Annotated in this window: 23 protein-coding genes; 15 read left to right on the top strand and 8 right to left on the bottom strand. The window is 70.5% G+C overall.

The genetic code is table 11. The annotated features are described in order from the left end of the window. Positions 1-5: 5 nt before the first annotated feature. The 3 genes from H6927_04015 to H6927_04025 all read right to left on the bottom strand — a co-directional run bounded on the left by H6927_04015 (position 6) and on the right by H6927_04025 (position 3,529). Positions 6-305: a type II toxin-antitoxin system RelE/ParE family toxin gene (locus tag H6927_04015; GenBank protein MCP5217255.1), complete on the bottom strand. Its 300-nt coding sequence runs from the start codon at positions 303-305 to the stop codon at positions 6-8. Then, complete coding sequence (locus H6927_04020) at positions 302-514, bottom strand: addiction module protein (protein ID MCP5217256.1); 213 nt, start codon at positions 512-514, stop codon at positions 302-304. The genes H6927_04015 and H6927_04020 overlap by 4 nt, the downstream gene beginning before the upstream one ends. An 87-nt stretch (positions 515-601) precedes the next feature. Next, positions 602-3,529, bottom strand: a complete 2,928-nt coding sequence (locus tag H6927_04025) for a DNA topoisomerase III (protein MCP5217257.1) — start codon at positions 3,527-3,529, stop codon at positions 602-604. A gap of 77 nt (positions 3,530-3,606) precedes the next feature. Here H6927_04025 and H6927_04030 point away from each other — a divergent pair, with 77 nt between their 5' ends. From H6927_04030 to H6927_04045, 4 genes are all read left to right on the top strand, one after another. After that, the gene (locus H6927_04030) at positions 3,607-4,161 is read left to right on the top strand and encodes an SET domain-containing protein-lysine N-methyltransferase (GenBank protein MCP5217258.1); all 555 of its coding nucleotides are present in this window, start codon (positions 3,607-3,609) and stop codon (positions 4,159-4,161) included. After that, entirely contained in the window at positions 4,158-4,958 is an 801-nt protein-coding gene (locus H6927_04035) for a biotin--[acetyl-CoA-carboxylase] ligase (GenBank protein MCP5217259.1), read from the top strand. Before H6927_04030 ends, H6927_04035 begins: the two co-directional genes overlap by 4 nt. Further along, the gene (locus H6927_04040; GenBank protein MCP5217260.1) at positions 4,958-5,656 is read left to right on the top strand and encodes an SPOR domain-containing protein; all 699 of its coding nucleotides are present in this window, start codon (positions 4,958-4,960) and stop codon (positions 5,654-5,656) included. Before H6927_04035 ends, H6927_04040 begins: the two co-directional genes overlap by 1 nt. Before the next feature lie 67 nt (positions 5,657-5,723). After that, positions 5,724-6,386: a glutathione S-transferase N-terminal domain-containing protein gene (locus H6927_04045; GenBank protein ID MCP5217261.1), complete on the top strand. Its 663-nt coding sequence runs from the start codon at positions 5,724-5,726 to the stop codon at positions 6,384-6,386. On the opposite strand, the gene H6927_04050 is transcribed toward H6927_04045, so the two are convergent. The 3 genes from H6927_04050 to H6927_04060 all read right to left on the bottom strand — a co-directional run bounded on the left by H6927_04050 (position 6,361) and on the right by H6927_04060 (position 9,095). After that, on the bottom strand, positions 6,361-7,818 hold the full coding sequence (locus H6927_04050; GenBank protein ID MCP5217262.1) for a sensor histidine kinase N-terminal domain-containing protein: 1,458 nt from the start codon (positions 7,816-7,818) through the stop codon (positions 6,361-6,363). The two genes, H6927_04045 and H6927_04050, sit on opposite strands and share 26 nt — an antisense overlap. Before the next feature lie 57 nt (positions 7,819-7,875). After that, positions 7,876-8,550, bottom strand: coding sequence for a response regulator transcription factor (locus tag H6927_04055; protein ID MCP5217263.1), 675 nt, complete (start codon positions 8,548-8,550; stop codon positions 7,876-7,878). A gap of 65 nt (positions 8,551-8,615) precedes the next feature. After that, positions 8,616-9,095, bottom strand: a complete 480-nt coding sequence (locus H6927_04060; GenBank protein MCP5217264.1) for a winged helix DNA-binding protein — start codon at positions 9,093-9,095, stop codon at positions 8,616-8,618. 141 nt (positions 9,096-9,236) lie between these two features. Between H6927_04060 and recA the strand changes: the two genes are divergently transcribed. From recA to H6927_04075, 3 genes are all read left to right on the top strand, one after another. After that, positions 9,237-10,301 carry a recombinase RecA gene (gene recA / locus H6927_04065; GenBank protein ID MCP5217265.1) on the top strand — a complete coding sequence of 355 codons (1,065 nt, stop codon included), beginning with the start codon at positions 9,237-9,239 and terminating at the stop codon, positions 10,299-10,301. Further along, complete coding sequence (recX, locus tag H6927_04070; GenBank protein MCP5217266.1) at positions 10,282-10,785, top strand: recombination regulator RecX; 504 nt, start codon at positions 10,282-10,284, stop codon at positions 10,783-10,785. The genes recA and recX overlap by 20 nt, the downstream gene beginning before the upstream one ends. Before the next feature lie 152 nt (positions 10,786-10,937). After that, on the top strand, positions 10,938-11,513 hold the full coding sequence (locus H6927_04075; protein MCP5217267.1) for a hypothetical protein: 576 nt from the start codon (positions 10,938-10,940) through the stop codon (positions 11,511-11,513). Positions 11,514-11,532: 19 nt separating this feature from the next. Here the strand turns inward: H6927_04075 and argC are convergent, their stop codons facing one another. Continuing rightward, positions 11,533-12,447 (bottom strand): N-acetyl-gamma-glutamyl-phosphate reductase, encoded by a 915-nt coding sequence (gene argC, locus H6927_04080; protein MCP5217268.1) that lies wholly within the window; start codon positions 12,445-12,447, stop codon positions 11,533-11,535. A 185-nt stretch (positions 12,448-12,632) separates the two neighbouring features. On the opposite strand from argC, the gene sucC reads away from it, so the two are divergent. From sucC to H6927_04115, 7 genes are all read left to right on the top strand, one after another. After that, positions 12,633-13,793: an ADP-forming succinate--CoA ligase subunit beta gene (gene sucC, locus H6927_04085; GenBank protein ID MCP5217269.1), complete on the top strand. Its 1,161-nt coding sequence runs from the start codon at positions 12,633-12,635 to the stop codon at positions 13,791-13,793. A gap of 17 nt (positions 13,794-13,810) precedes the next feature. Continuing rightward, positions 13,811-14,704 carry a succinate--CoA ligase subunit alpha gene (sucD, locus tag H6927_04090; GenBank protein ID MCP5217270.1) on the top strand — a complete coding sequence of 298 codons (894 nt, stop codon included), beginning with the start codon at positions 13,811-13,813 and terminating at the stop codon, positions 14,702-14,704. A 158-nt stretch (positions 14,705-14,862) separates the two neighbouring features. Then, positions 14,863-15,549 (top strand): TerC family protein, encoded by a 687-nt coding sequence (locus tag H6927_04095; protein MCP5217271.1) that lies wholly within the window; start codon positions 14,863-14,865, stop codon positions 15,547-15,549. A 21-nt stretch (positions 15,550-15,570) separates the two neighbouring features. Next, entirely contained in the window at positions 15,571-16,380 is an 810-nt protein-coding gene (locus H6927_04100; GenBank protein MCP5217272.1) for a Stp1/IreP family PP2C-type Ser/Thr phosphatase, read from the top strand. Positions 16,381-16,577: 197 nt separating this feature from the next. Further along, the gene (locus tag H6927_04105; protein MCP5217273.1) at positions 16,578-17,207 is read left to right on the top strand and encodes an FHA domain-containing protein; all 630 of its coding nucleotides are present in this window, start codon (positions 16,578-16,580) and stop codon (positions 17,205-17,207) included. Next, on the top strand, positions 17,208-19,175 hold the full coding sequence (locus H6927_04110; GenBank protein MCP5217274.1) for an adenylate/guanylate cyclase domain-containing protein: 1,968 nt from the start codon (positions 17,208-17,210) through the stop codon (positions 19,173-19,175). It abuts the gene before it with no gap. 56 nt (positions 19,176-19,231) lie between these two features. Continuing rightward, a complete protein-coding gene (locus H6927_04115) occupies positions 19,232-20,752 on the top strand; it encodes an O-antigen ligase C-terminal domain-containing protein (GenBank protein MCP5217275.1) in 1,521 nt (506 codons plus the stop codon). Positions 20,753-20,755: 3 nt separating this feature from the next. On the opposite strand, the gene moaC is transcribed toward H6927_04115, so the two are convergent. Beyond that, positions 20,756-21,268 (bottom strand): cyclic pyranopterin monophosphate synthase MoaC, encoded by a 513-nt coding sequence (gene moaC / locus H6927_04120; GenBank protein ID MCP5217276.1) that lies wholly within the window; start codon positions 21,266-21,268, stop codon positions 20,756-20,758. A gap of 77 nt (positions 21,269-21,345) precedes the next feature. Between moaC and H6927_04125 the strand changes: the two genes are divergently transcribed. After that, the gene (locus H6927_04125; GenBank protein MCP5217277.1) at positions 21,346-23,046 is read left to right on the top strand and encodes a M48 family metalloprotease; all 1,701 of its coding nucleotides are present in this window, start codon (positions 21,346-21,348) and stop codon (positions 23,044-23,046) included. Positions 23,047-23,051: the final 5 nt, after the last annotated feature.

Below are 23,051 nucleotides of genomic sequence, written 5' to 3' on the forward strand. Positions count from 1 at the left end.
ATTTTTTACAGGGCTCGGCGTTGCCACCGGGACGGACTGCGGCTGCCATGCATGACGGCGACGACCACGGCCCTTTCGCTGTCGACCCGGTAATACACGCCAAATGGAAAACGCCGGGTCAACGCGCGGCGGGTTGACCGGTGAACCACGGGATACAGGGCGGGAAACTCGGCAATGCTCTGGAAGGTTCGCAGCACTTCATCGAGGAATTCATCGCCCAGTCCGGGCCTTTGCTGCTCATACCAGGCCGCGGCGTGCTCGAGGTCTTGCTCGGCGTCGGGCCGAACAAAAAGCTCCAGCGTCACAAACGCCTGCGCAGGTCGGCCAGCACCGCCGTGGCAGGGCGCCCGGGCTCAAGGTCTTGCTCGTAGGCGTCCAGCCGGCGATCGAGTTCCTCGCGCAGCTCGTCGGTCAACGCCAGGGCGCCCTGATCCACGGCAATGCTGTCCCACAGGTCTTCGACCAGATGAAGCCGTTGCTCTATGGGAAGGGTGCGCAGCTCTGCAATGTTCATGGTTGCCAAGTCCGTCGATGGCATCGATTGTCGCGAATCCGTCGGATCGCGGTCAACAGCCATCGTTCCCCCATGATGCGGCCTGTTTCAGCTCAGATGCCCGCCCACGATGCCGGCCAGCTTGAACATGCCCACGCTGTCGGCGCCGAAGATGGGACGCAGCGTGGCGTCGGCGCGGATGGTGCGCTTGTCCTGCGGGTCTTGCAGCTTGTGGGCCTTGATGTAGTCCCACAGTTTTTTCATCACCTCGCCGCGGCCGAAGGGGCCGGGGCCGATGGCGGCGGCCAGCGCCGCGCTGGGCTGCAGCGTGCCGGCGCGCGGGGCCTTGGCGGTTTTGGCGGCCGGGGCTTTCTTGGCAACGGCTTTCTTGGCGGTGGCCCGGGTAGGGGCTGCGCCAGTAGCTCTTGTTTTGGTAGCAACGCTTGCCGTCTTGCGCGGCGGGTACTTGCGCGCGCCCTCGCGCGGCTCGAAGGCAAAGCCCACTTTGCCCTCCTCGGCGTTCCAGGCCAGGCGCGCCTTGAAGGGGCGGCGCGTGCGGGCGCTGACAAAGCCTTCCAGCACGTCGGTCTGGCCGCTGGCCAGCAGCTTGCCCATCTGCTCAGGGGCGATGGCCTGCTGCAGGATCACCTGGCCGCTCTTGAAGTCGCAGCTGGGCGTGGGCTGCTGCGCCGTGGGCACGCTGCGCTCGCACACATAGCTCTTGCCGAAGGCCTTGACCGGGCCGCCGCACTTGGGGCAGGCGCCCAGGCTGGGCTCGTGCGAGAGATCGACGATCTCGCCGGTCTGCGCCGCGCGCGCTTCTTCGCCAAAATCGAATTCGAGCTTGAAGTTGTTGTTTTCCTCGTCGCGGACCAGCGCCAGCTCGGCCGTGAAGGGCCAGCCGGCCTTGCTGCGAAAACCCTCCAGCGGGCCGATGCGGCGCTCGCGCAGAAACTGCTCGGCCTCGTCGATGGTGAAGGTGCGCCCGCCCGGCGTTTTGGTGAAGGAAAAGCCGCAGCCTTCGCTTTGGCCATCCGCGCCGGTGCACGCATAGCGGCGGTAGTTTTCGCGCACCACGCCGCCGCAGTGCGGGCAGGGCGTGTGCAAGGTGGCGTAGTCGCCCGGCACGCTGTCGCGGTTGAACTCCTTGGCCTTGCGCACGATGCGCTCGGTCATGGCGGCGATCTCGCGCATGAAGGCCTCGCGACTGAGCTGGCCTTTTTCCATCTGCGCCAGCTTGTATTCCCATTCGCCGGTCAGCTCGGGCTTGCTGAGTTCTTCCACCTCCAGCCCGCGCAGCAGCGTCATCAGCTGGAAGGCCTTGGCCGTGGGGATCAGCTCGCGGCCTTCGCGCAGCAGGTATTTCTCGCTGATCAGCCCTTCGATGATGGCCGCGCGCGTGGCCGGCGTGCCCAGGCCCTTCTCCTGCATGGCCTCGCGCAGTTCATCGTCGTCGATGGTCTTGCCCGCGCCTTCCATGGCGCCCAGCAGCGTGGCTTCGCTGTAGCGGGCGGGCGGGCGCGTCTGCAGCGCCTTGATCTCGGTGGACTCGTGCTGCACCATTTCACCGGGGCGCACCGCGACCAGCGACTTGCTGCTTTCGCCTTCCTTCTTCTCGACCTCGTCGTCGGCCTCCTTGCCATAGATGGCCAGCCAGCCGGGCTTGACCAGCACCTTGCCATTGCTCTGAAATTTGTAGTCCGTGCCCTCGTGATGGGCCGTGGTGATGCGGGTCGTCACCTGGTATTCGGCGCTCGGGTAGAACACCGCCATGAAGCGGCGCACCACCAGGTCGTACAGCTTGCGCTCGGCCTCCGACAGGCTGCCGGGCTCCTGCAGCGTGGGGATGATGGCGAAGTGGTCCGACACCTTGCTGTTGTCGAAGATGCGCTTGCTGGGCCGCACGTAGCCGTCCTGCAGTGCCTTGCGCGCGTGCGGGGCCAGATGGCTCTGGTGGCCGCCGGCCAGCATCTCGAAGGTCTGGCGCGCCACGGCCAGATAGTCCTCGGGCAGGTGGCGCGAGTCGGTGCGGGGGTAGGTCAGCGCCTTGTGCTTTTCGTACAGGCTTTGCGCCAGCGCCAGCGTGGTCTTGGCCGAAAAGCCGAAGCGTCCGTTGGCCTCGCGCTGCAGGCTGGTCAGGTCGTACAGCAGCGGGCTGGCCTGGGTGCTGGGCTTGCTCTCCTCGCTCACGCTGCAGCGCTGGCCCTGCACGGCGGCGGCGATGGCCTGCGCCTGCGCGGCCTGCCACAGGCGGTCGGCGCGCAGTTCGGCGTCGTCGGGGTTTTTCTTCCAGGCCGGGTCGAACCACTTGCCGACGTAGCTGCCGGCCTCGGCGGCAAAGGTGGCGTGCACCTCCCAGTAATTGCGCGCCACGTGGCGGCGGATCTGCTCCTCGCGCTCGACCACCACCGCCAGCGTGGGCGTCTGCACCCGGCCCACGGTGGTCAGGAAGAAGCCCCCGCCCTGCGAGTTGAAGGCCGTCATGGCGCGCGTGCCGTTGATGCCCACCAGCCAGTCGGCCTCGCTGCGGCTGCGCGCCGCGTCGTGCAGGCCGCGCATCTGCGCGTCGCTGCGCAGGTGCTCGAAACCGTCGCGGATGGCCTGCGGCGTCATGCTCTGCAGCCACAGGCGCTGCACCGGCTTGTCCAATGGTTTGGCGCCGCCGGCATACTGCTCGATCAGGCGAAAGATCAGCTCGCCCTCGCGCCCGGCGTCGCAGGCGTTGATCAGGCGCGTCACGTCCTTGCGCCGCGCCTGCTTGACCACCGCGTTCAGGCGCGTCTTGGTCTTGTCCACGGGTTTCAGGTCGAAGTGCGGCGGGATCACCGGCAGGTGGGCAAAGCTCCACTTGCCGCGTTTCACGTCGTACTGCTCGGGCGCCTGGATTTCGACCAAGTGGCCGACCGCACTGGTGACCACGTAGGTGTCGCTCTCGAAATGCTCGTCGTGCTTGTCGAACTTGCCCGCCACGGGCGTGAGGGCGCGCACGATGTCCTGCGCGACCGAGGGTTTTTCAGCAATGATCAGGGTCTTCATGGGGCTCTTTAGAATTCGATGCTCTCACGCGCGCGCCTGCGCACGCACATGCATGAATTCAACATAGCAAATTTCCCGTGGTCCACCAATCCCCCGCTCCGTCTCCGGCCAAATCCAGCGTGGGCCGCCGCATCCAGGTACGCCGCTCGGGCGTGCACGGCAAGGGCGTGTTCGCGCTGGTGGACATCCCGCGCGGCACGCGCATCATCGAATACGTGGGCGAGATCGTCAGCTGGGACGAGGCGCAGCGCCGCCACCCGCACGACCCCAGCGACCCCAACCACACCTTCTACTTCCACATCGACGAGGACCGCGTGATCGACGCGCTGCATGGCGGCAACGCCTCGCGCTGGATCAACCACAGCTGCGCGCCCAACTGCGTGGCCGACGAGGACGGCGGGCGCATCTTCATCAAGGCGCGGCGCGCCATCAAGGCCGGCGAGGAGCTGAACTACGACTACGGCCTGGTGATCGACGAGCCGCTCACGCCCGAGCTCAAGGCCGACTACCCCTGCCGCTGCGGCAGCCGCAACTGCCGCGGCACCCTGCTGTCCAGCGACCTCGAAACGGCCGAGGGCGTGCCACGCAAGGCGAAGGCCAAGGCCCAATCCAGAACGCGCAAGAAGGCATGAGCGAGCCGCTGGCGCTCATTTGGCCGGTGGCCGATCTGCGCGCCACGCTGGCGGCGGCATTGCCCGGCGCGACGGTGGAGGTGTGCGCCCGCATCGATTCGACCAACACCGAGCTGATGCGCCGCGCGCGTGCCGGCGCCGCCATGCCGGTGCTGCTGGTGGCCGAGCAGCAAAGCGCCGGGCGCGGCCGCCTGGGCCGGCCCTGGCAAGGCGGGGCGCCGGGGGCGACGCTGTCGTTTTCGCTCGGCCTGCCGCTGGCGCCGCGCGACTGGTCGGGCCTGTCGCTGGCCGTCGGCCTGGCGGTGGCCGAGGCCCTGCACCCGGCCATCGGCCTGAAGTGGCCCAACGACCTGTGGTGGCAGGACCGCAAGCTGGCCGGCATCCTGGTGGAAACCGCCGTCGCCCCCGCGCAGGCCACGCGCCAGGTGGTGATCGGCGTGGGCCTGAACATCGCGCCGCGGCCGGGCGAGGGCTTTTCGACCCCGCCGGCGGCGCTGCAGGAGCTGCTGCCCGGCGTGGACGCGCCGGCGGCGCTGGCGCGCATCCTGGCGCCGCTGGTGCAGGCCGTGCAGCGCTTCGAGCAGGCGGGCTTCGCGCCGCTGGCGCCGCGCTTCAACGTGCGCGACGTGCTGGCGCGCCGCCCGGTGCGCCTGTCCGACGGCACCGAGGGCGTGGCCCGCGGCGTGGGCCCCGACGGCGCCCTGCAGGTGGACACGGCGCACGGCCGGCGCGAGGTCAGCAGCGCCGAGGTCAGCGTGCGGCCGGCGGCTCCCCCGCCGGTGGAGGACGGGCCCTGATGCTGCGCGCCGTCGTGCTGGCGCTGCTGCTGGCCAACGCCGGCCTGTGGGCCTGGTCGCGCAGCGGGGCCGATGGCGCCGCCCAGGCGCAGCGCCCGGCGCCGCCGCTGCACCCCCAGGCGCTGCGGCTGCATCCCCTGGCCGAGGACGCGCCCGCGCGCCCCGGCCCGCCGCCGGACGCCGGCGGGGCGGCCTCGGCGCCCGCGCCGACACCGGCCGCGGCGCCCGACCCTGCGCCTGCGCCACCCGTGGCCGTCGCCTGCCTGCAGGCCGGCCCCTTCGACGAGCAGCAGGTGGGTGCGCTGCGCAGCGCGGTCGCGGGTTTGCCGGCCGGCAGCTGGCGCCTGGACGGCACGGCGCTGCCCAGCCGCTGGATGGTTTACATCGGCCGGCTGGCCGACGCGGACGCGGTGCGCGCCAAGCGTGCCGAGCTGCGCGCGCTGGGGGTGGACACCGATCTCCCCGGCGCGGGCTTCGAGCCCGGCGTGGCCCTGGGGCGCTATTCCACCGAAGAGGCGGCCCAGCGCGCGCTGGGCGATCTGGGCCGCAAGGGCGTGCGCACCGCGCGCGTGGTGACCGAGCGGCGCGACGGCGTGGCCTACCAGCTGCGCCTGCCGCAGGCCGACGCCGCGCTGCGCGCCCAGGTGCTGGCCCTGGGCCCGGCGCTGGCGGGCAAGCCGCTGCATCCATGCGATTGAGGGGGTGGATGAAGGGGCGCGGCGACACGCTATGCTCAGGACGACACGACATTTTCTGGAGACCGCGATGACCCTCAAGCTCTACTACGCCTCGGGCGCCTGCTCGTTCGTGCCGCACACCATGCTCGAGCTGGCCGGCGCCACGTTCGAGCCGGTGGCCGTCAAGCTGCACAAGAACGAGCAGCGCAGCCCCGAATACCTGGCCGTCAATCCGCGCGGGCAGGTGCCCACGCTGGTGGTCGACGGGCAGGCGATCACGCAGATCCTGGCCATCGTGGCCTGGATCGACAGCCAGTTTCCCGAAAACGCCTTCATCCCCAAGGACCCGCTGGCGCGCGCGCGTTTCGTCGAGGCGCTGGCGTGGATGAACAACACGGTGCACCCCACCTTCACCCACATCTTCATGCCGCAGAAGTTCACCGACGACGCGGCGGCGCAGCAGGCCATCAAGGCGCACGCGCGCGCGCAGTACCCGGTGCTGCTGGACGAGCTGCAGCAGCGCGTGCGGGCCGCGCACGCGGCGGGCGAGGACTGGCTGGGCGGCGCGCACTGCGGCCCGCTGGACACCTACGCGCTGACCCTGCTGCGCTGGGGCACCATCGCCGGCATCAACCCCGAGGACACGCCCACCCTGTGGGCGCACGCGCAGCGCACCGCCCAGGTGCCGGCGGTGGCGCGCGCCATGGAGCGCGAAAAGCTGCAGCTCAGCCTGTATCGCCCGGCGGCCTGAAGCGCACGGTAAAGCAGGTGCCCGGGGGCGTCTGGCCCGGGTGGGCGTCGTCGATCTCGATGCCGGCCTGGTGCTGGCGGGCGATCTCCTCGACGATGGGCAGGCCCAGGCCCGAGCCATCGACCTGGCTGCCCAGCACGCGGTAGAAGGGCTGCAGCACGTGTGCGCGCTCGGCCGCCGGGATGCCCGGGCCGTTGTCCTCGACCTGCAGCACCAGCGTGCCCGCCGCATGCGTGCCGTGCACCCGCGCCGTCACCACGCCGGGGCGTTCGGGCGTCGAGGGCGTGTACTTGATCGCGTTGTCCACCAGGTTGCGCACCAGCTCGGGCAGCAGCGTGGGGTTGCCCGGCAGGCAGGTGGCGTCCTGCCCCGGCTCGGGGCCGTCGTAGCCCAGGTCGATGCGCTGGCGCAGCGCGCGCGGCACCGCCTCGCGCACCACCTCCTGCGTGATCAGCGCCAGGTCGCAGCGCTGGCGGGTCAGCGCCGCGCTGCTGCCCTCGGCGCGCGCCAGCGACAGCAGCTGGTTGACGGTGTGCGTGGCGCGCATGCTGGCGCGGCCGATCTGCTGCAGCGAGAGCTTGAGATCGGCCTCGCTGGCGCCCTGGCGCTGCGCCAGGTCGGCCTGCATGCGCAGCCCCGCCAGCGGGGTCTTGAGCTGGTGCGCCGCGTCGGCCAGGAAGCGCTTTTGCATGGCGATCGAGTCCTTCAGGCGCGTCAGCAGGTCGTTGACCGAGGCCACCAGCGGGCCCACCTCCTGCGGCACGGCGTGCTCGTCCAGCGGCGACAGGTCGTCCGGGCGGCGCCCGCGGATGCGCCGCTCCAGCTCCGACAGCGGCCGGATGCCGCGCACCAGCGCCAGCCACACCAGCAGCACCGCCAGCGGCAGGATGGCGAACTGCGGCAGCATCACGCCCTTGATGATCTCGGCGGCCAGCACGCTGCGCTTCTCGCGCGTCTCGGCCACCTGCACCAGGGCCGGGCCGGGCAGGCCCTCCAGCGGCACCCACAGCGCGGCCACGCGCACCGGCACGCCCTGGTATTCGGCGTCGCGCAGCCGCGGCTCGGCGGCCGTGGCGCCCATGTCGCCCGCCGGCGGGTCGGGCGGCGGCGGCAGGGCGCGTGCGCCGGAGACGAAGGCGCCGCCCGGCCCCAGAACCTGGTAGTAGACGCTGTCGGCATCGTCGACGCGCAGCAGCTCGCCGGCCGACTGCGGCAGGCCGAAGTGCAGGCGGTGGTCGGGCTCGACGCGCAGGTACTGGGCCAGCGCCTGGGCGTTGTCGACCAGGGCGCGGTCGAAGGGCTTGTTGGCCAGGTTTTGCGCCACCAGCCAGGTCAGCGCCAGGCTGATGGGCCACAGCAGCAGCAGCGGGGTGAGCATCCAGTCCAGGATCTCGCCGAACAGCGAGCGCTGGGTGCGCTGAAAGAGTTTCACGCCAATGCTTCTGAATGAATAGCTGTTTGCGCAGATGGGATGCTGGCTGCAGGCCGATCAGGCTTGGATTTTTTCGAGGCAGTAGCCCAGCCCGCGCACCGTGGCGATGCGGATCGGCCCCTGCTCGATCTTCTTGCGCAGGCGGTGGATGTAGACCTCGATGGCGTTGTGGCTGACTTCCTCGCCCCACTCGCACAGGCGCTCGACCAGCTGCTCCTTGCTGACCAGCCGGCCCGAGCGCTGCAGCAGCACCTCCAGCAGGCCCAGCTCGCGCGCCGACAAATCGATCAGCCGGCCGTCGATGTGGGCCACGCGGCCGGTCTGGTCGTACTCCAGCGGGCCGTGGTGGATCACGCTGCTGGCCGCGCCCATGCCGCGGCGCGTGAGCGCGCGCACGCGCGCCTCCAGCTCGGACAGCGCGAACGGCTTGGCCATGTAGTCGTCGGCGCCCAGGTCCAGCCCCTTGACGCGCTCGTCCACGCCGTCGGCGGCCGTCAGGATCAGCACCGGCAGCGTCTGCCCGCGCGCGCGCAGGCGGCGCAGCACCTCCAGGCCGTGCAGCCGGGGCAGGCCCAGGTCCAGGATCAGCAGGTCGAACTCGGTGTTGGCCAGCAGGGCGGTGTCGGCCTCGGCGCCGCTGGCCACGTGGTCGACCGCCGCGCCGGCACCGCGCAGGCTGCGCATCAGTCCATCGGCCAGCACCTGGTCGTCTTCGGCAATGAGGATGCGCATGGGAGTCTCCGGTGGTTGCGCCGCGGCGGACGCTCGGAAGGAAATTCTAGTTGCGCGCCCTGCCATCAAGGCCCGCTGGCGTAGGCGTCCAGCCCCAGCGCCACCACCGTGGCCACCTCGGCGCCTACGGCGACGCGGAACTCGGCCTCGGCCTGCGTCACGGCGGCCTGGAAGGCGGCCAGCCAGTCCAGTCCGGCGGCGGTGAAGACGATGCGCCGGGCGCGCGCGTCGCGCGCATCGCGCTCGCGCGCGACCAGGCCCCAGGCCTCGCACTGGTCCACCAGATCGCCCATGGACTGCTTGCTCATGCCGGCCCAGGCGGCCAGTTCGGTCAGGCGCGCGCCGGCCAGCGGCAGGTGGCGCGTGACGTGCACGATCGCCGCCCCCACCTTGTCGCGCGCCGCCAGGTTGGACAGCGCCAGCGGGGCGCGCTCGCTGGCCGCCATCAGCGTCAGCACGCGCGCGTCGAAACGCCGCATGGCATGCCCCAGCAAGCGCCCCAGGTGGGTCTGGCGCCAGCGGTCGTCCACGCTTTCATCGTTCATCGGCCAATGGTAAGGCAAACTGACTTAAAAACAGGTTTACCTGATTCAATGTATTCCTGTACAGTCCTGTTCATGCATCCAGCTGCCGCGCTCATCCATGGGGCCGAATGCACCAACCCACCGAATCGCAAGGAGAACATCATGGACATGGCCGTTGCCGACAAGACCGAAAAAGCCAAGGCCCTGCAGGCCGCGCTGGCCCAGATTGAAAAGCAGTTCGGCAAGGGCACCATCATGCGCCTGGGCGAGGGCGAGGCGATCGAGGACATCCAGGTCGTCTCCACCGGCTCGCTGGGCCTGGACATCGCCCTGGGCGTGGGCGGCCTGCCGCGCGGGCGCGTGATCGAGATCTACGGCCCCGAAAGCTCGGGCAAGACCACGCTCACGCTGCAGGTCATCGCCGAGATGCAAAAGCTCGGCGGCACCTGCGCCTTCATCGACGCCGAGCACGCGCTGGACACGGCCTATGCGCAAAAGCTGGGCGTCAACCTGACCGACATGCTGATCAGCCAGCCCGACACCGGCGAGCAGGCGCTGGAGATCGTCGACAGCCTGGTGCGCTCGGGCGCCATCGACCTGGTGGTGATCGACTCGGTGGCGGCCCTGGTGCCCAAGGCCGAGATCGAGGGCGAGATGGGCGACAGCCTGCCCGGTCTGCAGGCGCGCCTGATGAGCCAGGCGCTGCGCAAGCTGACGGCCACCATCAAGAAGACCAACTGCACGGTCATCTTCATCAACCAGATCCGCATGAAGATCGGCGTGATGTTCGGCAGCCCCGAGACCACCACCGGCGGCAACGCGCTCAAGTTCTACGCCAGCGTGCGCCTGGACATCCGCCGCATCGGCACCATTAAGAAGGGCGACAACGCCATCGGCAACGAGACCAAGGTCAAGGTGGTCAAGAACAAGGTCAGCCCGCCCTTCAAGACCGCCGAGTTCGACATCCTGTTCGGCGAAGGCATCTCGCGCGAGGGCGAGATCATCGACATGGGCGTGACCGCCAAGGTGCTCGACAAGAGTGGCGCCTGGTACGCCTACAACGGCGAGAAGATCGGTCAGGGCCGCGACAACGCACGCGAGTTCCTGCGTGAGAACCCGGATCTGGCACGCGAAATCGAGAACAAGGTGCGCGAGTCGCTGGGCATCGCCCTGCGGCCGGCAGCGGCGGTCGACGCCGCCGAGGCGGATGAGGCGGACGAGGCGTGAGTTCGGGGTGGATGATTCGGGCCGGCGACCTTCCCTGAAGGCGCGCGCGCTGCGCCACCTGGCCGCGCGCGAGCATTCGCGCGCCGAGCTGGCGGCCAAGCTGGCGCGCTTCGTCACCGATGAAGACGAGCCTGGCGCCGTGGAGCGCGTGCTCGACGAGCTGGCGGCCAAGGGCTTCATCGATGAGGCGCGCGTGGCCGAATCGCTGCTGCACCGCCGCGCGCCCCGCCTGGGCAACGCGCGCGTGCTGCAGGAGCTGCGCGCCAAGGGCGTGCCCGAGGACCTGATCCGCTCTGCCGCCGGCGAGCTGCGCGACACCGAGCTGGCGCGCGCCCGGGAGGTCTGGCGCAAGCGCTTCGGCCAGCCGCCGCGGGATGCGGCCGAGCGGGCGCGACAGTTGCGCTTCCTGGCGGCGCGGGGCTTTGGCACCGACGTGGCGCAGAAAGTCTTGAAAGCGGGGGCGGACGAAGGCGACTCCTGCTGAATTGTGTGCAAACGTGCTTGCGGTTTGCGTGACAAACATCGCGCCGCTGCCGTTGACGGTATGGACTGCTTTGCTTTCCAATTTCAGCCTGCCTGCGGCGATTGATTTGAAGCAGGCGGCGGCCCCAGCGGCCGGTTAGGGAGAGCACAACCATGGATATCGTCTACGCCTTGAGCCCCAAAGGGCAGCGCGAATGCGCCGCCGAGCGCCCAGCCTTGCTGCGCGAGCTGCACGATCTGCTGCGCATGGTCGATGGCAGACGCACCCGCACCGATCTGCTGTCCACCGTGGGCAAGAACGCCATCACCACGGGCGGCCTGCGCTGGCTGACGGCGTCGGGCTACATTTATCCCAAGCCCCCGGATGAGACGCCCGGCGCCGAGTCCTCGGCGCCCATGCCCGAGCTCGGCGGCAGCCCGCAGGATTTGCCCGCCAGCGTGCCGCAGGACCTGTCCACCCGCTCCGCGCCGGTGTCCGCGCGCGGCGAGGCCCGCGTGCGCGACGCGCTGGCGCAATACATGCAGCAGTCCATCGAGCGGCATCTGGGCGACGCGGGCGCGCCCTACCGGCGCCGCGTGGAGCGGGCGACGTCCGTGAGTGAGCTGCTGCCCTTGCTCAACCCGCTGCTGGAAGCCATCCTGGCGCGTGTCGGCAGCGCGCCGGCGATAGAGTTTGCCGACGCCGCGGCGCTTCTGCTGCAGCCGCTGGAACAGCGGGCATTGAACTGAACCAGCAGCAGGGCCGGGCTCAGTCCAGGCCCAGCATCAGCCGCAGGTTCTGCACCGCGGCGCCGCTGGCGCCCTTGCCCAGGTTGTCCAGCCGCGCCACCGCCACCGCGTGGCCGGCATCCTGATTGCCGAAGACGCGGATTTCCAGCCGGTCGCTGTTCTTCAGCGCCACCGCATCCAGCTTGCCGGACTCGTGCGCCGGCTCCACGCGCACCCACTCGCTGCCGGCGTAGTGGGCGGCGTAGATATCGTGCAGCCGCCCGGCGCCGGGGCGGCCGGGCAGCAGGTCCAGGTGCAGCGGCAGCTCCACCAGCATGCCCTGGTCGAAGTTGCCCACGGCCGGGATGAAGATCGGCCGGCGCGTGAGGCGCCCGTACTTCATGATCTCGGGCAGGTGCTTGTGCTTCAGGCCCAGCGCGTACAGTTCGTAGGCGGGCGCGTGGCCGGCCTCGTAGGCCTCGATCATGGTGCGCCCGCCGCCGGTGTAGCCGCTCACTGAGGGCAGGGTCACGGGATAGTCGGGCGGCAGCACGCCGGCGTCCACCAGCGGGCGCAGCAGCGCGATGGCGCCGGTGGCGTAGCAGCCTGGGTTGGCCACGCGCTCGGCGGCCTGCACGGCGGCGCGTTGGCCGGGCGCCAGCTCGGCAAAGCCGAACACCCAGCCTTCGGCCACGCGGTGCGCCGTGCTGGCGTCGATGATGCGGGGCTTCTTGCCCGGCAGCGTGTCGATCATGGCCACCGACTCGCGCGCCGCGTCGTCGTGCAGGCACAGGATGACCAGGTCCACCGCGGCCATGAGCTCGCGCTTGGCCGCCGGGTCCTTGCGGCGTGCCGGGTCGATGCTGACCACGGTCACGCCGGCCATGTCCTGCAGCCGTTCGCGGATCTGCAGGCCGGTGGTGCCGGCCTCGCCGTCGATGAAAATCCGAGCCATGCGCGCTGTCCTCGTGCGAAGGAAAAGGCATCCTGCGCGGCGGGCCCGATACCCGACCTGCCGTGATTGATGCACCGCAGCATGATACATTCACGGGCGCATCACGTTGCAGCACGCACGCGGGTGGCGCCAGCCCTGCTGGACCGGCGGCCCGGGCGTTTCCGTTCCCACTCCGAGAGAGCCTCATGAAAATCCACGAGTACCAGGGCAAGGAGATCCTGCGTCAATTTGGCGTGCCCGTTCCCCGCGGGATTCCCGCGTTCACCGTTCAGGAAGCCGTCGAGGCGGCGCAGAAGCTGGGTGGCCCCGTGTGGGTGGTCAAGGCCCAGATCCACGCTGGCGGGCGCGGCAAGGGCGGCGGCGTCAAGCTGGCCAAGAGCATCGATCAGGTCAAGGAACTGGCCGGCCAGATCCTGGGCATGCAGCTGGTCACGCACCAGACCGGGCCCGAGGGCCAGAAGGTGCGGCGCCTGTACATCGAAGAGGGCGCGGACATTCAGAAGGAATACTACCTGTCGGTGGTGACCGATCGCGCGACGCAGAAGGTGGCCTTCATCGCCTCCAGCGAAGGCGGCATGGACATCGAGGAAGTGGCGCACAGCACGCCCGAGAAGATCGTCAAGGTGTTCGTCGACCCGCTCGTGGGCGTGACCGCCGCGCAGGGCGAGGAGCTGGCGCGCGGCGTGGGCATGCCGGCCGGCTCGGTGGCGCAGTTCGTGGACGTGTGCCAGAAAGTCTACAAGTGCTACATGGACACCGACGCCAGCCTAGTCGAGATCAACCCGCTCAACCGCGACGGCAAGGGCAACATCATCGCCCTGGACGCCAAGTTCAATTTCGATAGCAACGCACTGTTCCGCCACCCCGAGATCGTGGCCCTGCGCGACCTGGACGAGGAAGACCCGGCCGAGGTGCAGGCCAGCAAGTTCGACCTGGCCTACATCAGCCTGGACGGCAACATCGGCTGCCTGGTCAACGGCGCCGGCCTGGCCATGGCCACCATGGACACCATCAAGCTGTTCGGCGGCGAGCCGGCCAACTTCCTGGACGTGGGTGGCGGCGCCACGCCCGAGAAGGTCACCGAGGCCTTCAAGATCATGCTCAAGAATCCCAAGGTCAAGGGCATCCTGGTCAACATCTTCGGCGGCATCATGAAGTGCGACACCATCGCCACCGGCGTGATCACGGCCAGCAAGGCGGTTCAGCTTTCCGTGCCGCTGGTCGTGCGCATGAAGGGCACGAACGAGGAACTGGGCAAGAAGATGCTGGCCGAGAGCGGCCTGCCCATCATCAGCGCCGACACCATGGCCGAGGCGGCCACCAAGATCGTCGCCGCCGTCCGCTAAGCCCAGGAGCACACACCATGTCGATCTACATCAACAAGAACACGCGCGTCATCACCCAGGGCATCACGGGCAAGACCGGCCAGTTCCACACCGAGAAGTGCCAGGAATACGCCAACGGCAAGGCCTGCTTCGTGGCCGGCGTGAACCCCAAGAAGGCGGGCGAGTCGATCTTCAACATCCCGATCTACGCTTCGGTCAAAGAGGCTGCCAAGCAGACCGGCGCCACCGTGTCCGTGATCTACGTGCCGCCGGCAGGCGCGGCTGCCGCCATCTGGGAGGCCGTGGAGGCCGACCTGGACCTGGCGATCTGCATCACCGAGGGCATTCCGGTGCGCGACATGCTCGAAGTGCGCAACAAGATGAAGGCCAAGGAGGCCGCCGGCGGCAAGAAGACCCTGCTGCTGGGCCCCAACTGCCCGGGCCTGATCACGCCCGACGAGATCAAGATCGGCATCATGCCCGGCCATATCCACAAGAAGGGCCGCGTCGGCGTTGTCTCCCGCTCCGGCACGCTGACCTATGAGGCCGTGGCGCAGCTCACCGAGCTGGGCATCGGCCAGTCGTCGGCCGTGGGCATCGGCGGCGATCCGATCAATGGCCTCAAGCACATCGACGTGATGCGCGCCTTCAACGAAGACCCGGACACCGACGCCGTGATCATGATCGGCGAGATCGGCGGCCCCGACGAGGCCGAGGCGGCTCAGTGGTGCAAGGCGAACATGAAGAAGCCCGTGGTCGGCTTCATCGCTGGCGTCACGGCCCCTCCGGGCAAGCGCATGGGCCACGCCGGCGCGCTGATCTCCGGCGGCGCCGACACGGCCGACGCCAAGCTGGCCATCATGGAAGAATGCGGCTTCCACGTCACGCGCAACCCGTCGGAGATGGGCAAGCTGCTCAAGGCGCTCATCTGATCGCTGGCCGCAAGGCTCGGACTACGCAGTTTCACGCACGCATTCGGGGCGTGCTTGCGTTAGACTGGCCAGCGACAAGCGCGCCCATGCCTGCCAGACGGTTGACCTGCGCAGGCTTTTTTTCGCGCTGGTGATCGGCGCGCGCCCGGAGACATGACATGGAGCTTCTGCTTACCCCCGACTTCTGGATCGGCCTGGTCAAGATCGTCTGGATCAACATCGTGCTGTCGGGCGACAACGCCGTGGTGATCGCCCTGGCGGCGCGCTCCTTGCCGCCGGCGCAGCAGAAAAAGGCCGTGTTCTGGGGTGCTGGTGCCGCCGTGGTGCTGCGCATTCTGCTCACGGTGGTGGCGGCCGAGCTGATGACCCTGCCTTATCTGCAAATCTTGGGCGGCCTGCTGCTGCTGTGGATCGGCGTGCAATTGCTGAGCGACGACGACGAGGGCGAGGGCCAGCACAAGGAGTTCGGCAGCCTGATGGCCGCCGTTCGCACCATCCTGATCGCCGACCTGGTGATGAGCCTGGACAACGTGATCGCCGTCGCCGCGGCGGCGCATGGCAACATGGTGCTGCTGATCCTGGGCCTGGCCATCAGCATTCCGCTGGTGATCTTCGGCAGCACGCTGATGATCAAACTGATGGAGCGCTTTCCGTTCATCGTGGTGCTGGGCGCCGCGCTGATCGGCTGGGTGGCGGGCGAAACCATCGTGGGCGACACCACGCTGATCGGCACCTTGGAGGGCCATCCGTGGCTGCACTACGGGGCCGCCGCGATGGGCGCGCTGTTCGTGGTGCTGGTGGGGCGCTGGCTGGCGCGGCGCGGGCAGCTCACCGCCGAGGCCTAAGAGGGTGCGAACGAACCCGCCATGACCTTCAGCGCCGCCCCGCTGGCCCACCTGGCATTCGTGGCCCTGACCGACGTGGGCTGCGTGCGCGCCAACAACGAGGACGCCGTGCGCGTGGATGCGGCGCGCGGCGTCGCCGTGCTGGCCGACGGCATGGGAGGCTACAACGCGGGCGAGGTGGCCAGCGCGATGGCGGTTGAGCTCATCGGCGAGGCACTGGCCGCCTGGCTGGACGAGGCGGGCACCGACGCCAGCGCGCAGGATGTGCTGCGCGCCATGGAGGACAGCACCGACCAGGCCAATCGCCGGATCTTCGAGACCGCCAACACCCGCGCGGACTGCGCCGGCATGGGCACCACGGTGGTGCTGGCCGTGCTGCGCGAGGACCAGGTGCTGGTGGGCCATGTCGGCGACTCGCGCGCCTACCACTGGCGCGACGGCGTGCTGGCGCAGCTCACGCGCGACCATTCGCTGCTGCAGGAGCAGCTCGACGCCGGCCTCATCACGCCTCAGCAGGCGGCCGTCTCGGGCTATCGCAGCTGGGTGACGCGGGCGCTGGGGGTGGAGGACACGGTGCTGCTGGAAACCAGCCAGCATGCGCTGCGCACGGGCGACACCCTGTTGCTGTGCTCGGACGGCCTGACCGAGATGGTGCCCGACTGGATGATCGCTGCCGTCCTGGCCGACGCCGCTGCGCTGCCCACGCAGGCGCAGCGGCTGATCGACGCGGCCAAGTCCGCGGGTGGGCGTGACAACGTCTCGGTCATCCTGATTCACGTGGAGCAAGTGATAAAAAAGTCAGGAATCACCGGAAAATGGTGGAAAAAATAGCTATAAAACGACCCGATTGGCGGTATGTTCCTGTAATCCGAAAAAATGAAGTGAGGCCGGGAGCGGCGTGTGGACCGGATGCAATGGACGGGAGCCAGTGGGCGGGCGCTTGAAGGCCGCTGGATGTCAGGCGCCGGTGCCGTAGCGCCACCGCCCGCATGCGCCACCGGCCTCGCCGTGCCACAGGGAGTGTGCCCATGCCCAAGTTGATCATCTCGATCGACGGTGTCGTCGTCAAGGAAGCGCTGCTGACCAAGGACCGGTCCACCATCGGCCGGCGTCCCTACAACGACGTCGTGATCGACAATCTCGCCGTCAGCGGCGAGCACGCCCTCATCCAGATGGTGGGCGACACCGCCGTGCTGGAGGATCTGGGCAGCACCAACGGCACCTTCGTCAACGGGCGCGCGGTGCGCAAGCAGACCCTGGCCGACGGCGACGTGATTGAAATCGGACGCTGCGCCGTGCGCTACCAGGTCCACGCGGGCACCGTCGCCGGTGCACCGGCGGCCGAGGTCGAGGGCCTGGAAAGCGACCTGGCCTCTCTGCCCGTGCCGCCGGCCGGCCGGGGTGCACGGGTGCGTGTGCTCACCGGTGCCGCGCGGGGGCGCGAGCTGTGGCTGACCAAACCGGTCACCACCATCGGCCGGCGCGGGTTTGCGGTCGCCGCCATTCGCCGCAGCGCGCATGGTTTCGAGCTGGCCCATGTGGAGGGCGCGCACATTCCCAGCGTCAATGGCGTGTCGGTCGATGGCGGCCCCATCGCCCTGCAAAATCGCGACCAGATCGTCATGGGGGCCGTGCGGCTCGAATACCTGGACGCCTGATTGCCTTCCGCCCCCGCGCAGCGCCACCCCTGGCGCACCTGGGCCTGCATCGCCCTGCTGCTGCTGGCGCTGGCGCAGTCCCTCAGCGGGTTGCCTGCGCCGGGGCGCGGCTGGCTGGACGCCCAGCTGGCGGATCTGCGGCTCGGCCTGAGCATGCCGCGCACGCGCGACACGCGGGTCGTCATCGTCGACGTGGACGAAGCCAGCCTGCAGCGGCTGGGGCGCTGGCCGTGGTCGCGTGCGCGCATCGCGCAGCTGGTGCGCGAGCTGACCGGGCGCCAGCAGGCCGCGGTGCTGGGCCTCGACGCGCTGTTTGCCGAGCCTGAGGCCGGCTTGAGCGGGCCGGCCTCGGGTGGCGATCCGGCGCCCGACGACGAGCTGGCCCGGGCGCTGGCGGGTGCTCCCGTGGTGCTGGGCTACTACTTCAGCAGCGAGCGCGACGCGCGGCGTACCGGTCAGTTGCCGGCGCCGCTGGCGGGTCAGACGCCCTGGCCCCGACTGCTGCACTGGAGCGGCTACGGCGCCAACCTGGCGGTGCTGACCCACGCCGCCGCCGCGGGCGGCTTCTTCAATGCCGTCACCGACTCCGACGGTGTGGTGCGTTCGGTGCCGCTGGTGGCCGGATTCGACGGCGCGCTGTACGAATCCATGAGTCTGGCCATGCTGCGCCTGGGCCTGGGCGGCGCGGCGCTGGGTCTGGGCACGGACGAGGCAGGCGGGCGCACGGTCCGCTTGCAGGGTGCCACGCAGTCGCTGCTGATCCACCTCGACGCGCGCGGCACGGTGCCGGTGCCCTACCGGGGTGCGGGCGGGATGCGAGGAGGCTCGTTCCAGTACCTGTCGGCCGCCGACGTGCTGTCCGGACGGTTGCCGGCCGGCAGCCTGCGCGGGCGCTACGTGCTGCTGGGCTTTACCGCACCGGGCCTGATGGACGTGCGCGCGACCCCGGCGGGCGAGGCCTTTCCGGGGGTGGAGGTGCACGCCAACCTGATCGCCGGCGCTCTGGAGGGGCGGCTGGTGCATCGGCCGCCGTGGGCGGCGACCTATGAGCTGGCCGTGCTCCTGCTGCTGGGCGTGCTGTTCATCGCCGTGCTGCCCCGGCTGGGCCTGGGCGGGGCGCTGGCCCTGGGTGGCGGCGCCGTGCTGGCCCTGCTGGCGCTGGACAGCGTGCTGTACCGTGGCGCGCACCTGCTGCTGCCGCTGGCCGGCCCGCTGATGCTGGTCGTGGCGACCCTGGTGGTGAATCTGGCGCTGGGCTTTGGGGTGGAGCGCCGCGCGCGCCATCGGCTGGCCGTGCAGTTTTCCAGCTACGTGCCGCCCGAGCTGGTGCGCCAGATGCAGCGCGATCCCCGGCGCTACGACATGCAGGCGCGCACCGAGGAGCTGACGATCATGTTCTGCGACCTGAACGGCTTCACCAGCCTGGCCGAGACCCTGCCGCCGGCCGAGCTGCAGGCGCTGCTGCGCGAGCTGCTGGAGCGCCTGAGCGGCGTCATCGCGCGCCACCAGGGCACCATCGACAAGTACATGGGCGACTGCGTGATGGCGTTCTGGGGCGCGCCGGTGGCCAACCCACGGCATGCGCGGCAGGCCGTCGAGGCGGCGCTGGACATCCGCGCGGCGATCCAGGCCTTCAACGCCGAGCGCGCGGCGGCCGGGCATGGCGCGCTGGCGGTCGGCATCGGCCTGGGCACCGGCCCGGTCGCGGTGGGCAACATGGGCACGGCGCTGCGGCGCACCTACACGGTGATTGGCGATGCGGTCAACCTGGCCTCGCGCCTGGAGGGGCTGGCCGCCGGCTACGGTGTGGACGTGGTGGCCAGCCAGGCAACGATGGAGCAGGCCGGCGCTGGCGACTTCGTCTGGCAGGAGCTCGACCGCGTGCGCGTGCGCGGGCGGCGCCAGGCGGAGCTCGTCTACACCGTGCATGGTCCCGCCGGCGACGCGACGCCGCAGCGGGACCACTGATTCCCCACTTCTCGGCCCCGGCCGGGCTGCCCGACGCCTTGGGCACAATCGCGCGCATGTCCGTGTCCATCCGCCGCCTGGGCTTCGTCGCGCTGCTGGCCCTGCCCTGGCTGTGGCCCTTCACCTCGGGCCCGACGGCGGGCGTGCAGCCGTACCTGGCGTCCATGGCCTGCGCCGCACTGCTGCTGGCCTTGTGGCCGGCGGGCCCGGACAAAGACCGGGTCGCCGACGCGGTGGCCGTGGGCTGGTTCGTGGCGGCGCTGCTCAGTGCCGTCATCGGGCTGTTGCAGTACTTCAGCCTGGAGGGGCCGCTGTACCCGTGGGTCAACGGCAGCGGGAACGCGCGCGCGTTCGGCAACCTGCGCCAGCCCAACCAGCTGGCCACGCTGCTGATGATCGGCCTGCTTGCCCTGCGCATGCTCGAGCAGCGTGGCCGCGTGGGCGAGCGATGGGCGACGTGGCTGGGCGCGCCGTTGCTCGTCGCCCTGGCGGCCACGGTGTCGCGCATCGGCCTGGTCGAGCTGCTGGCGGCCGGGGCCTTGGTCGCGTGGTGGGGGCGGGGGGCGCGGCAGGTGTGGCGGCGTGTCGGGCTGGCCGCGCTGCTGTATGCCGTGGCGGCCCTGGTTTTGCCCCTGCTGGCGCAGTGGGACGGCGTCGCGATCGGACGGGACATGGTCGAGCGCCTGAGCGAGGGTGACAGACCGTGCGCCAGCCGCCTGACGCTGTGGCGCAACGTGCTGCACCTGATCGCCCTCAAGCCGTGGGCGGGCTGGGGCTGGGGCGAGCTCGCCTGGGCGCACTACATGACCCGGTACGACGGCGTGCGCTTTTGCGTCATCCTGGACAACGCGCACAACCTGCCGCTGCACCTGGCGGTGACATTGGGCGTGCCGATCGCGCTGGCGGTGTGCGCTGCGCTGGCGTGGCTGCTGTGGCGCGGCGCGCCCTGGCGCGAGCCCGACCCGGCGCGGCAGTTGGCCTGGGGCGTGCTGCTGGTGATCGGGCTGCACAGCCTGGTCGAGTATCCGCTGTGGTACGGGCCGTTCCAGATGGCCGCGCTCATCAGCGCCTGGTTGCTGTGGCGCACGCGCGCGGCGGCGCCCATGCCGGCCGGGCGCGGGCGCGCCGCAGGCCTGCGCCTGGGCGCCGCCGCGCTGCTGCTGGCCGCCACCGCCTATGTGGACTGGGACTACTGGCGCGTCAGCCAGGTCTACCTGCCGGCCGAGCAGCGCGCGTCATGGTGGCGCGAGGACCCCATGGCGGCCGCGCGGCGCTCGTGGCTGTTTGCCGGCGCCGTGCGCTTTGCCGAGGTGACCACCCAGCCCGTCACGCGCGCCGACGCCGCCTGGATGCTGGCCGCCGCCGACCAGAGCCTGCATTACTCGCCCGAGCCGCGCGTCATCACCCGCCTGATCGAAGCCGCCAGCCTGCTGGGCCGCGACGACGTGGCGCTGGCGCACATGGCGCGCTTTCGCGCCGCCTTTCCGGCCGACTACCTCACCTGGACGCGGGGCAACGCCCGACTGCTGGAGGGCGCGCAGCGCCCGCAGCCGGCGGCGAGCGGCGCCAGCCCTTGAGCGCTACGGCTGGCCGTCGGCCCGGTAGTGCCCCGACTTGCCGCCGCGCTTTTCCAGCAGGCGCACGCCGGTGATGGTCATGCCGCGGTCGACAGCCTTGCACATGTCGTAGATCGTCAGCAGCGCCACCTGCACGGCGGTGAGCGCCTCCATCTCCACGCCGGTGGGTCCGGTCGTTTCCACCGTTGCAGTGCAGAAAACGGCTGCGGCCGGCTTTGAATATGCTCCATCAGCTTCGAAATCAATAGCAACACGCGACAGGGCCAGCGGGTGGCACAGCGGGATCAGCTCGCTCGTCTTCTTGGCCGCCATGATGCCGGCGATGCGCGCCACGCCCAGCACGTCGCCCTTCTTGGCCGTGCCCGCTTCGATCAGCGCCAGCGTGGCCGGCTGCATCTCGATGCGCCCGCTGGCCACCGCCACCCGGTGCGTGGCCGGCTTGGCGCCCACGTCCACCATGTGGGCCTGGCCCTGGGCGTCGAAGTGGGTGAGGGGCGAGGCGGCGGAATCGGGCATGGCAGTCGGTCACAAAGGCCCGGGAACACGCGGGCGGATGGGGCATCATAGGGGCAGCGCCCGCGCCCTGCTGCCCGATGAGCCCGCTTTTTTATCCACCCACCCAGCGTGCCGCGCGCCTGGCCCGGCGCGCCGCGCTGGCCGCCGTGTCGGCGGGGGCCTTGCTGCTGGGCGCGCTGCCGGCCGCAGCCCAGGGCGGCGCGGCCGGCGGTGCCCTGCCTTCGCTGGGCGAGGCCGGCGAGATGACGCCGCTGGAAGAGCGCAAGCTGGGCGACGCCATTGCCCGCGAGCTGTACCGCGACCCGGACCATATCGACGACCCGGTCATCGGCGAGTACGTCGACGGCATCTGGCGTGCGCTGCTGGCGGGCGCCCGCGCGCGCGGCGAGCTGCCGCCCGAGCTGGACGAGCGCTTCGCCTGGCAGGTCTTCCTGGGGCGCGACCGCAGCATCAACGCCTTTGCCCTGCCCGGCGGCTACTTCGGGCTGAACCTCGGGCTGGTGGGCGTGGTGCGTTCGCGCGACGAACTGGCCTCGGTGCTGGGCCACGAGATGAGCCACGTCACCCAGCGCCACATCGCCCGCCTGCTGGGCCAGCAAAGCCGCCAGATGCCGCTGCTGGTTGCCGCCATGGTCGCGGGCGCCATCGCCGCCAGCAAGAACCCGCAGGCCGGCGCCGCGCTGGCCGTGGGCGGGCAGGCCGCCATCGCCCAGCAGCAGCTCAACTTCTCGCGCGACATGGAGCGCGAGGCCGACCGCGTGGGCTACGCCGTCATGAGCCAGGCCGGCTTTGCGCCCCAGGGCTTCGTCAGCATGTTCCAGAAGCTGCAGGCTGCCTCGCGCGTGGACGACAACGGCGACTGGCCCTACCTGCGCAGCCACCCGCTCACCACCCAGCGCATCGCCGACATGCAGCAGCGCGTGCAAAGCCTGCACCTGGCGCCGGAAGCAACGGACTGGGAGACGGTGCTCGTCGCCGCCCGCGCGCGGGTGCTCTCGCGTCCCGGCGTCGACGTGCTGCGCGCCTGGGCCGGCGAGCCCGCGCAGCCCGGCTTTGCCCGCCAGCCGCTGGCGCAGCGCGCCGGCGCGCTCTACGCCGCCGCGCTGGCCCGCGCCGAGCTGCGCGAGCTGCCCCAGGCGCAGGCGCTGGCCGAGCAGCTCGCCTCGCTCATGGCCGAGCACCCGCGCGCGCTGCGCCAGGTGCATCTGCTGCAGGCCGAGCTGGCGCTGCGCGCCGACCAGGCGCCCCGGACGCTGCAGCTGTTGTCCACCGTGGCGGCCACGGCCAACCCGCTCCCCGAGCCCGGCGGCGCACCCGAGCCGCCGCCGGGCCGCCCCAAGGCGGCGAGCGCCCCCTCGGGGGGCAGCGCACCTCGCGAAGCGGGGGAGCGTGGGGGCCTGAGCCAATCCGGCCGCGCCGTGCTGCTGCTGCGCACGCAGGCGCTGCTGCGCACCGGCCAGGCGGGCGAGGCGGCGTCCCAGCTGCGCACCTGGGTCGCCGACCATGCGTACGACGCCGGCGCCTGGCAGGCGCTGGCCCAGGCCGACGCAGCCCAGGGCCAGATGCTGCGCTCGCTGCGCGCCGAGGGCGAGGCCGCGCTGGCGCAGCGGGACTACGCCGGCGCCGTCGACCGCTGGCGCGCCGCGCAGGACTATTCGCGCCAGCACCCGGGCGACGGCGCGGCGCTGATCGAGGCCAGCATCGTCGATGCCCGCATGCGCGAGGCCCAGGCGCTGCTGCGGCAGCAACGGCTGGACGAGGAAAAGCAGCGCCGTTGATCAGC

This window comes from Burkholderiaceae bacterium (genome assembly GCA_024235995.1).
Taxonomy (GTDB): domain Bacteria; phylum Pseudomonadota; class Gammaproteobacteria; order Burkholderiales; family Burkholderiaceae_C; genus Ottowia.

What these genes read in the sequence shown, in the direction of transcription:
- H6927_04020 (MCP5217256.1), bottom strand. Translation starts at nt 514, where the DNA reads ATGAACATTGCAGAGCTGCGCACCCTTCCCATAGAGCAACGGCTTCAT.
- H6927_04025 (MCP5217257.1), bottom strand. Translation starts at nt 3,529, where the DNA reads ATGAAGACCCTGATCATTGCTGAAAAACCCTCGGTCGCGCAGGACATC.
- moaC (MCP5217276.1), bottom strand. Translation starts at nt 21,268, where the DNA reads ATGCCCGATTCCGCCGCCTCGCCCCTCACCCACTTCGACGCCCAGGGC.
- sucD (MCP5217270.1), top strand. Translation starts at nt 13,811, where the DNA reads ATGTCGATCTACATCAACAAGAACACGCGCGTCATCACCCAGGGCATC.
- recX (MCP5217266.1), top strand. Translation starts at nt 10,282, where the DNA reads ATGAGGCGGACGAGGCGTGAGTTCGGGGTGGATGATTCGGGCCGGCGA.
- H6927_04115 (MCP5217275.1), top strand. Translation starts at nt 19,232, where the DNA reads ATGTCCGTGTCCATCCGCCGCCTGGGCTTCGTCGCGCTGCTGGCCCTG.
- H6927_04040 (MCP5217260.1), top strand. Translation starts at nt 4,958, where the DNA reads ATGCTGCGCGCCGTCGTGCTGGCGCTGCTGCTGGCCAACGCCGGCCTG.
- argC (MCP5217268.1), bottom strand. Translation starts at nt 12,447, where the DNA reads ATGGCTCGGATTTTCATCGACGGCGAGGCCGGCACCACCGGCCTGCAG.
- H6927_04100 (MCP5217272.1), top strand. Translation starts at nt 15,571, where the DNA reads ATGACCTTCAGCGCCGCCCCGCTGGCCCACCTGGCATTCGTGGCCCTG.
- H6927_04060 (MCP5217264.1), bottom strand. Translation starts at nt 9,095, where the DNA reads ATGAACGATGAAAGCGTGGACGACCGCTGGCGCCAGACCCACCTGGGG.
- H6927_04105 (MCP5217273.1), top strand. Translation starts at nt 16,578, where the DNA reads ATGCCCAAGTTGATCATCTCGATCGACGGTGTCGTCGTCAAGGAAGCG.
- recA (MCP5217265.1), top strand. Translation starts at nt 9,237, where the DNA reads ATGGACATGGCCGTTGCCGACAAGACCGAAAAAGCCAAGGCCCTGCAG.
- H6927_04125 (MCP5217277.1), top strand. Translation starts at nt 21,346, where the DNA reads ATGAGCCCGCTTTTTTATCCACCCACCCAGCGTGCCGCGCGCCTGGCC.
- H6927_04045 (MCP5217261.1), top strand. Translation starts at nt 5,724, where the DNA reads ATGACCCTCAAGCTCTACTACGCCTCGGGCGCCTGCTCGTTCGTGCCG.
- H6927_04055 (MCP5217263.1), bottom strand. Translation starts at nt 8,550, where the DNA reads ATGCGCATCCTCATTGCCGAAGACGACCAGGTGCTGGCCGATGGACTG.
- sucC (MCP5217269.1), top strand. Translation starts at nt 12,633, where the DNA reads ATGAAAATCCACGAGTACCAGGGCAAGGAGATCCTGCGTCAATTTGGC.
- H6927_04095 (MCP5217271.1), top strand. Translation starts at nt 14,863, where the DNA reads ATGGAGCTTCTGCTTACCCCCGACTTCTGGATCGGCCTGGTCAAGATC.
- H6927_04075 (MCP5217267.1), top strand. Translation starts at nt 10,938, where the DNA reads ATGGATATCGTCTACGCCTTGAGCCCCAAAGGGCAGCGCGAATGCGCC.
- H6927_04035 (MCP5217259.1), top strand. Translation starts at nt 4,158, where the DNA reads ATGAGCGAGCCGCTGGCGCTCATTTGGCCGGTGGCCGATCTGCGCGCC.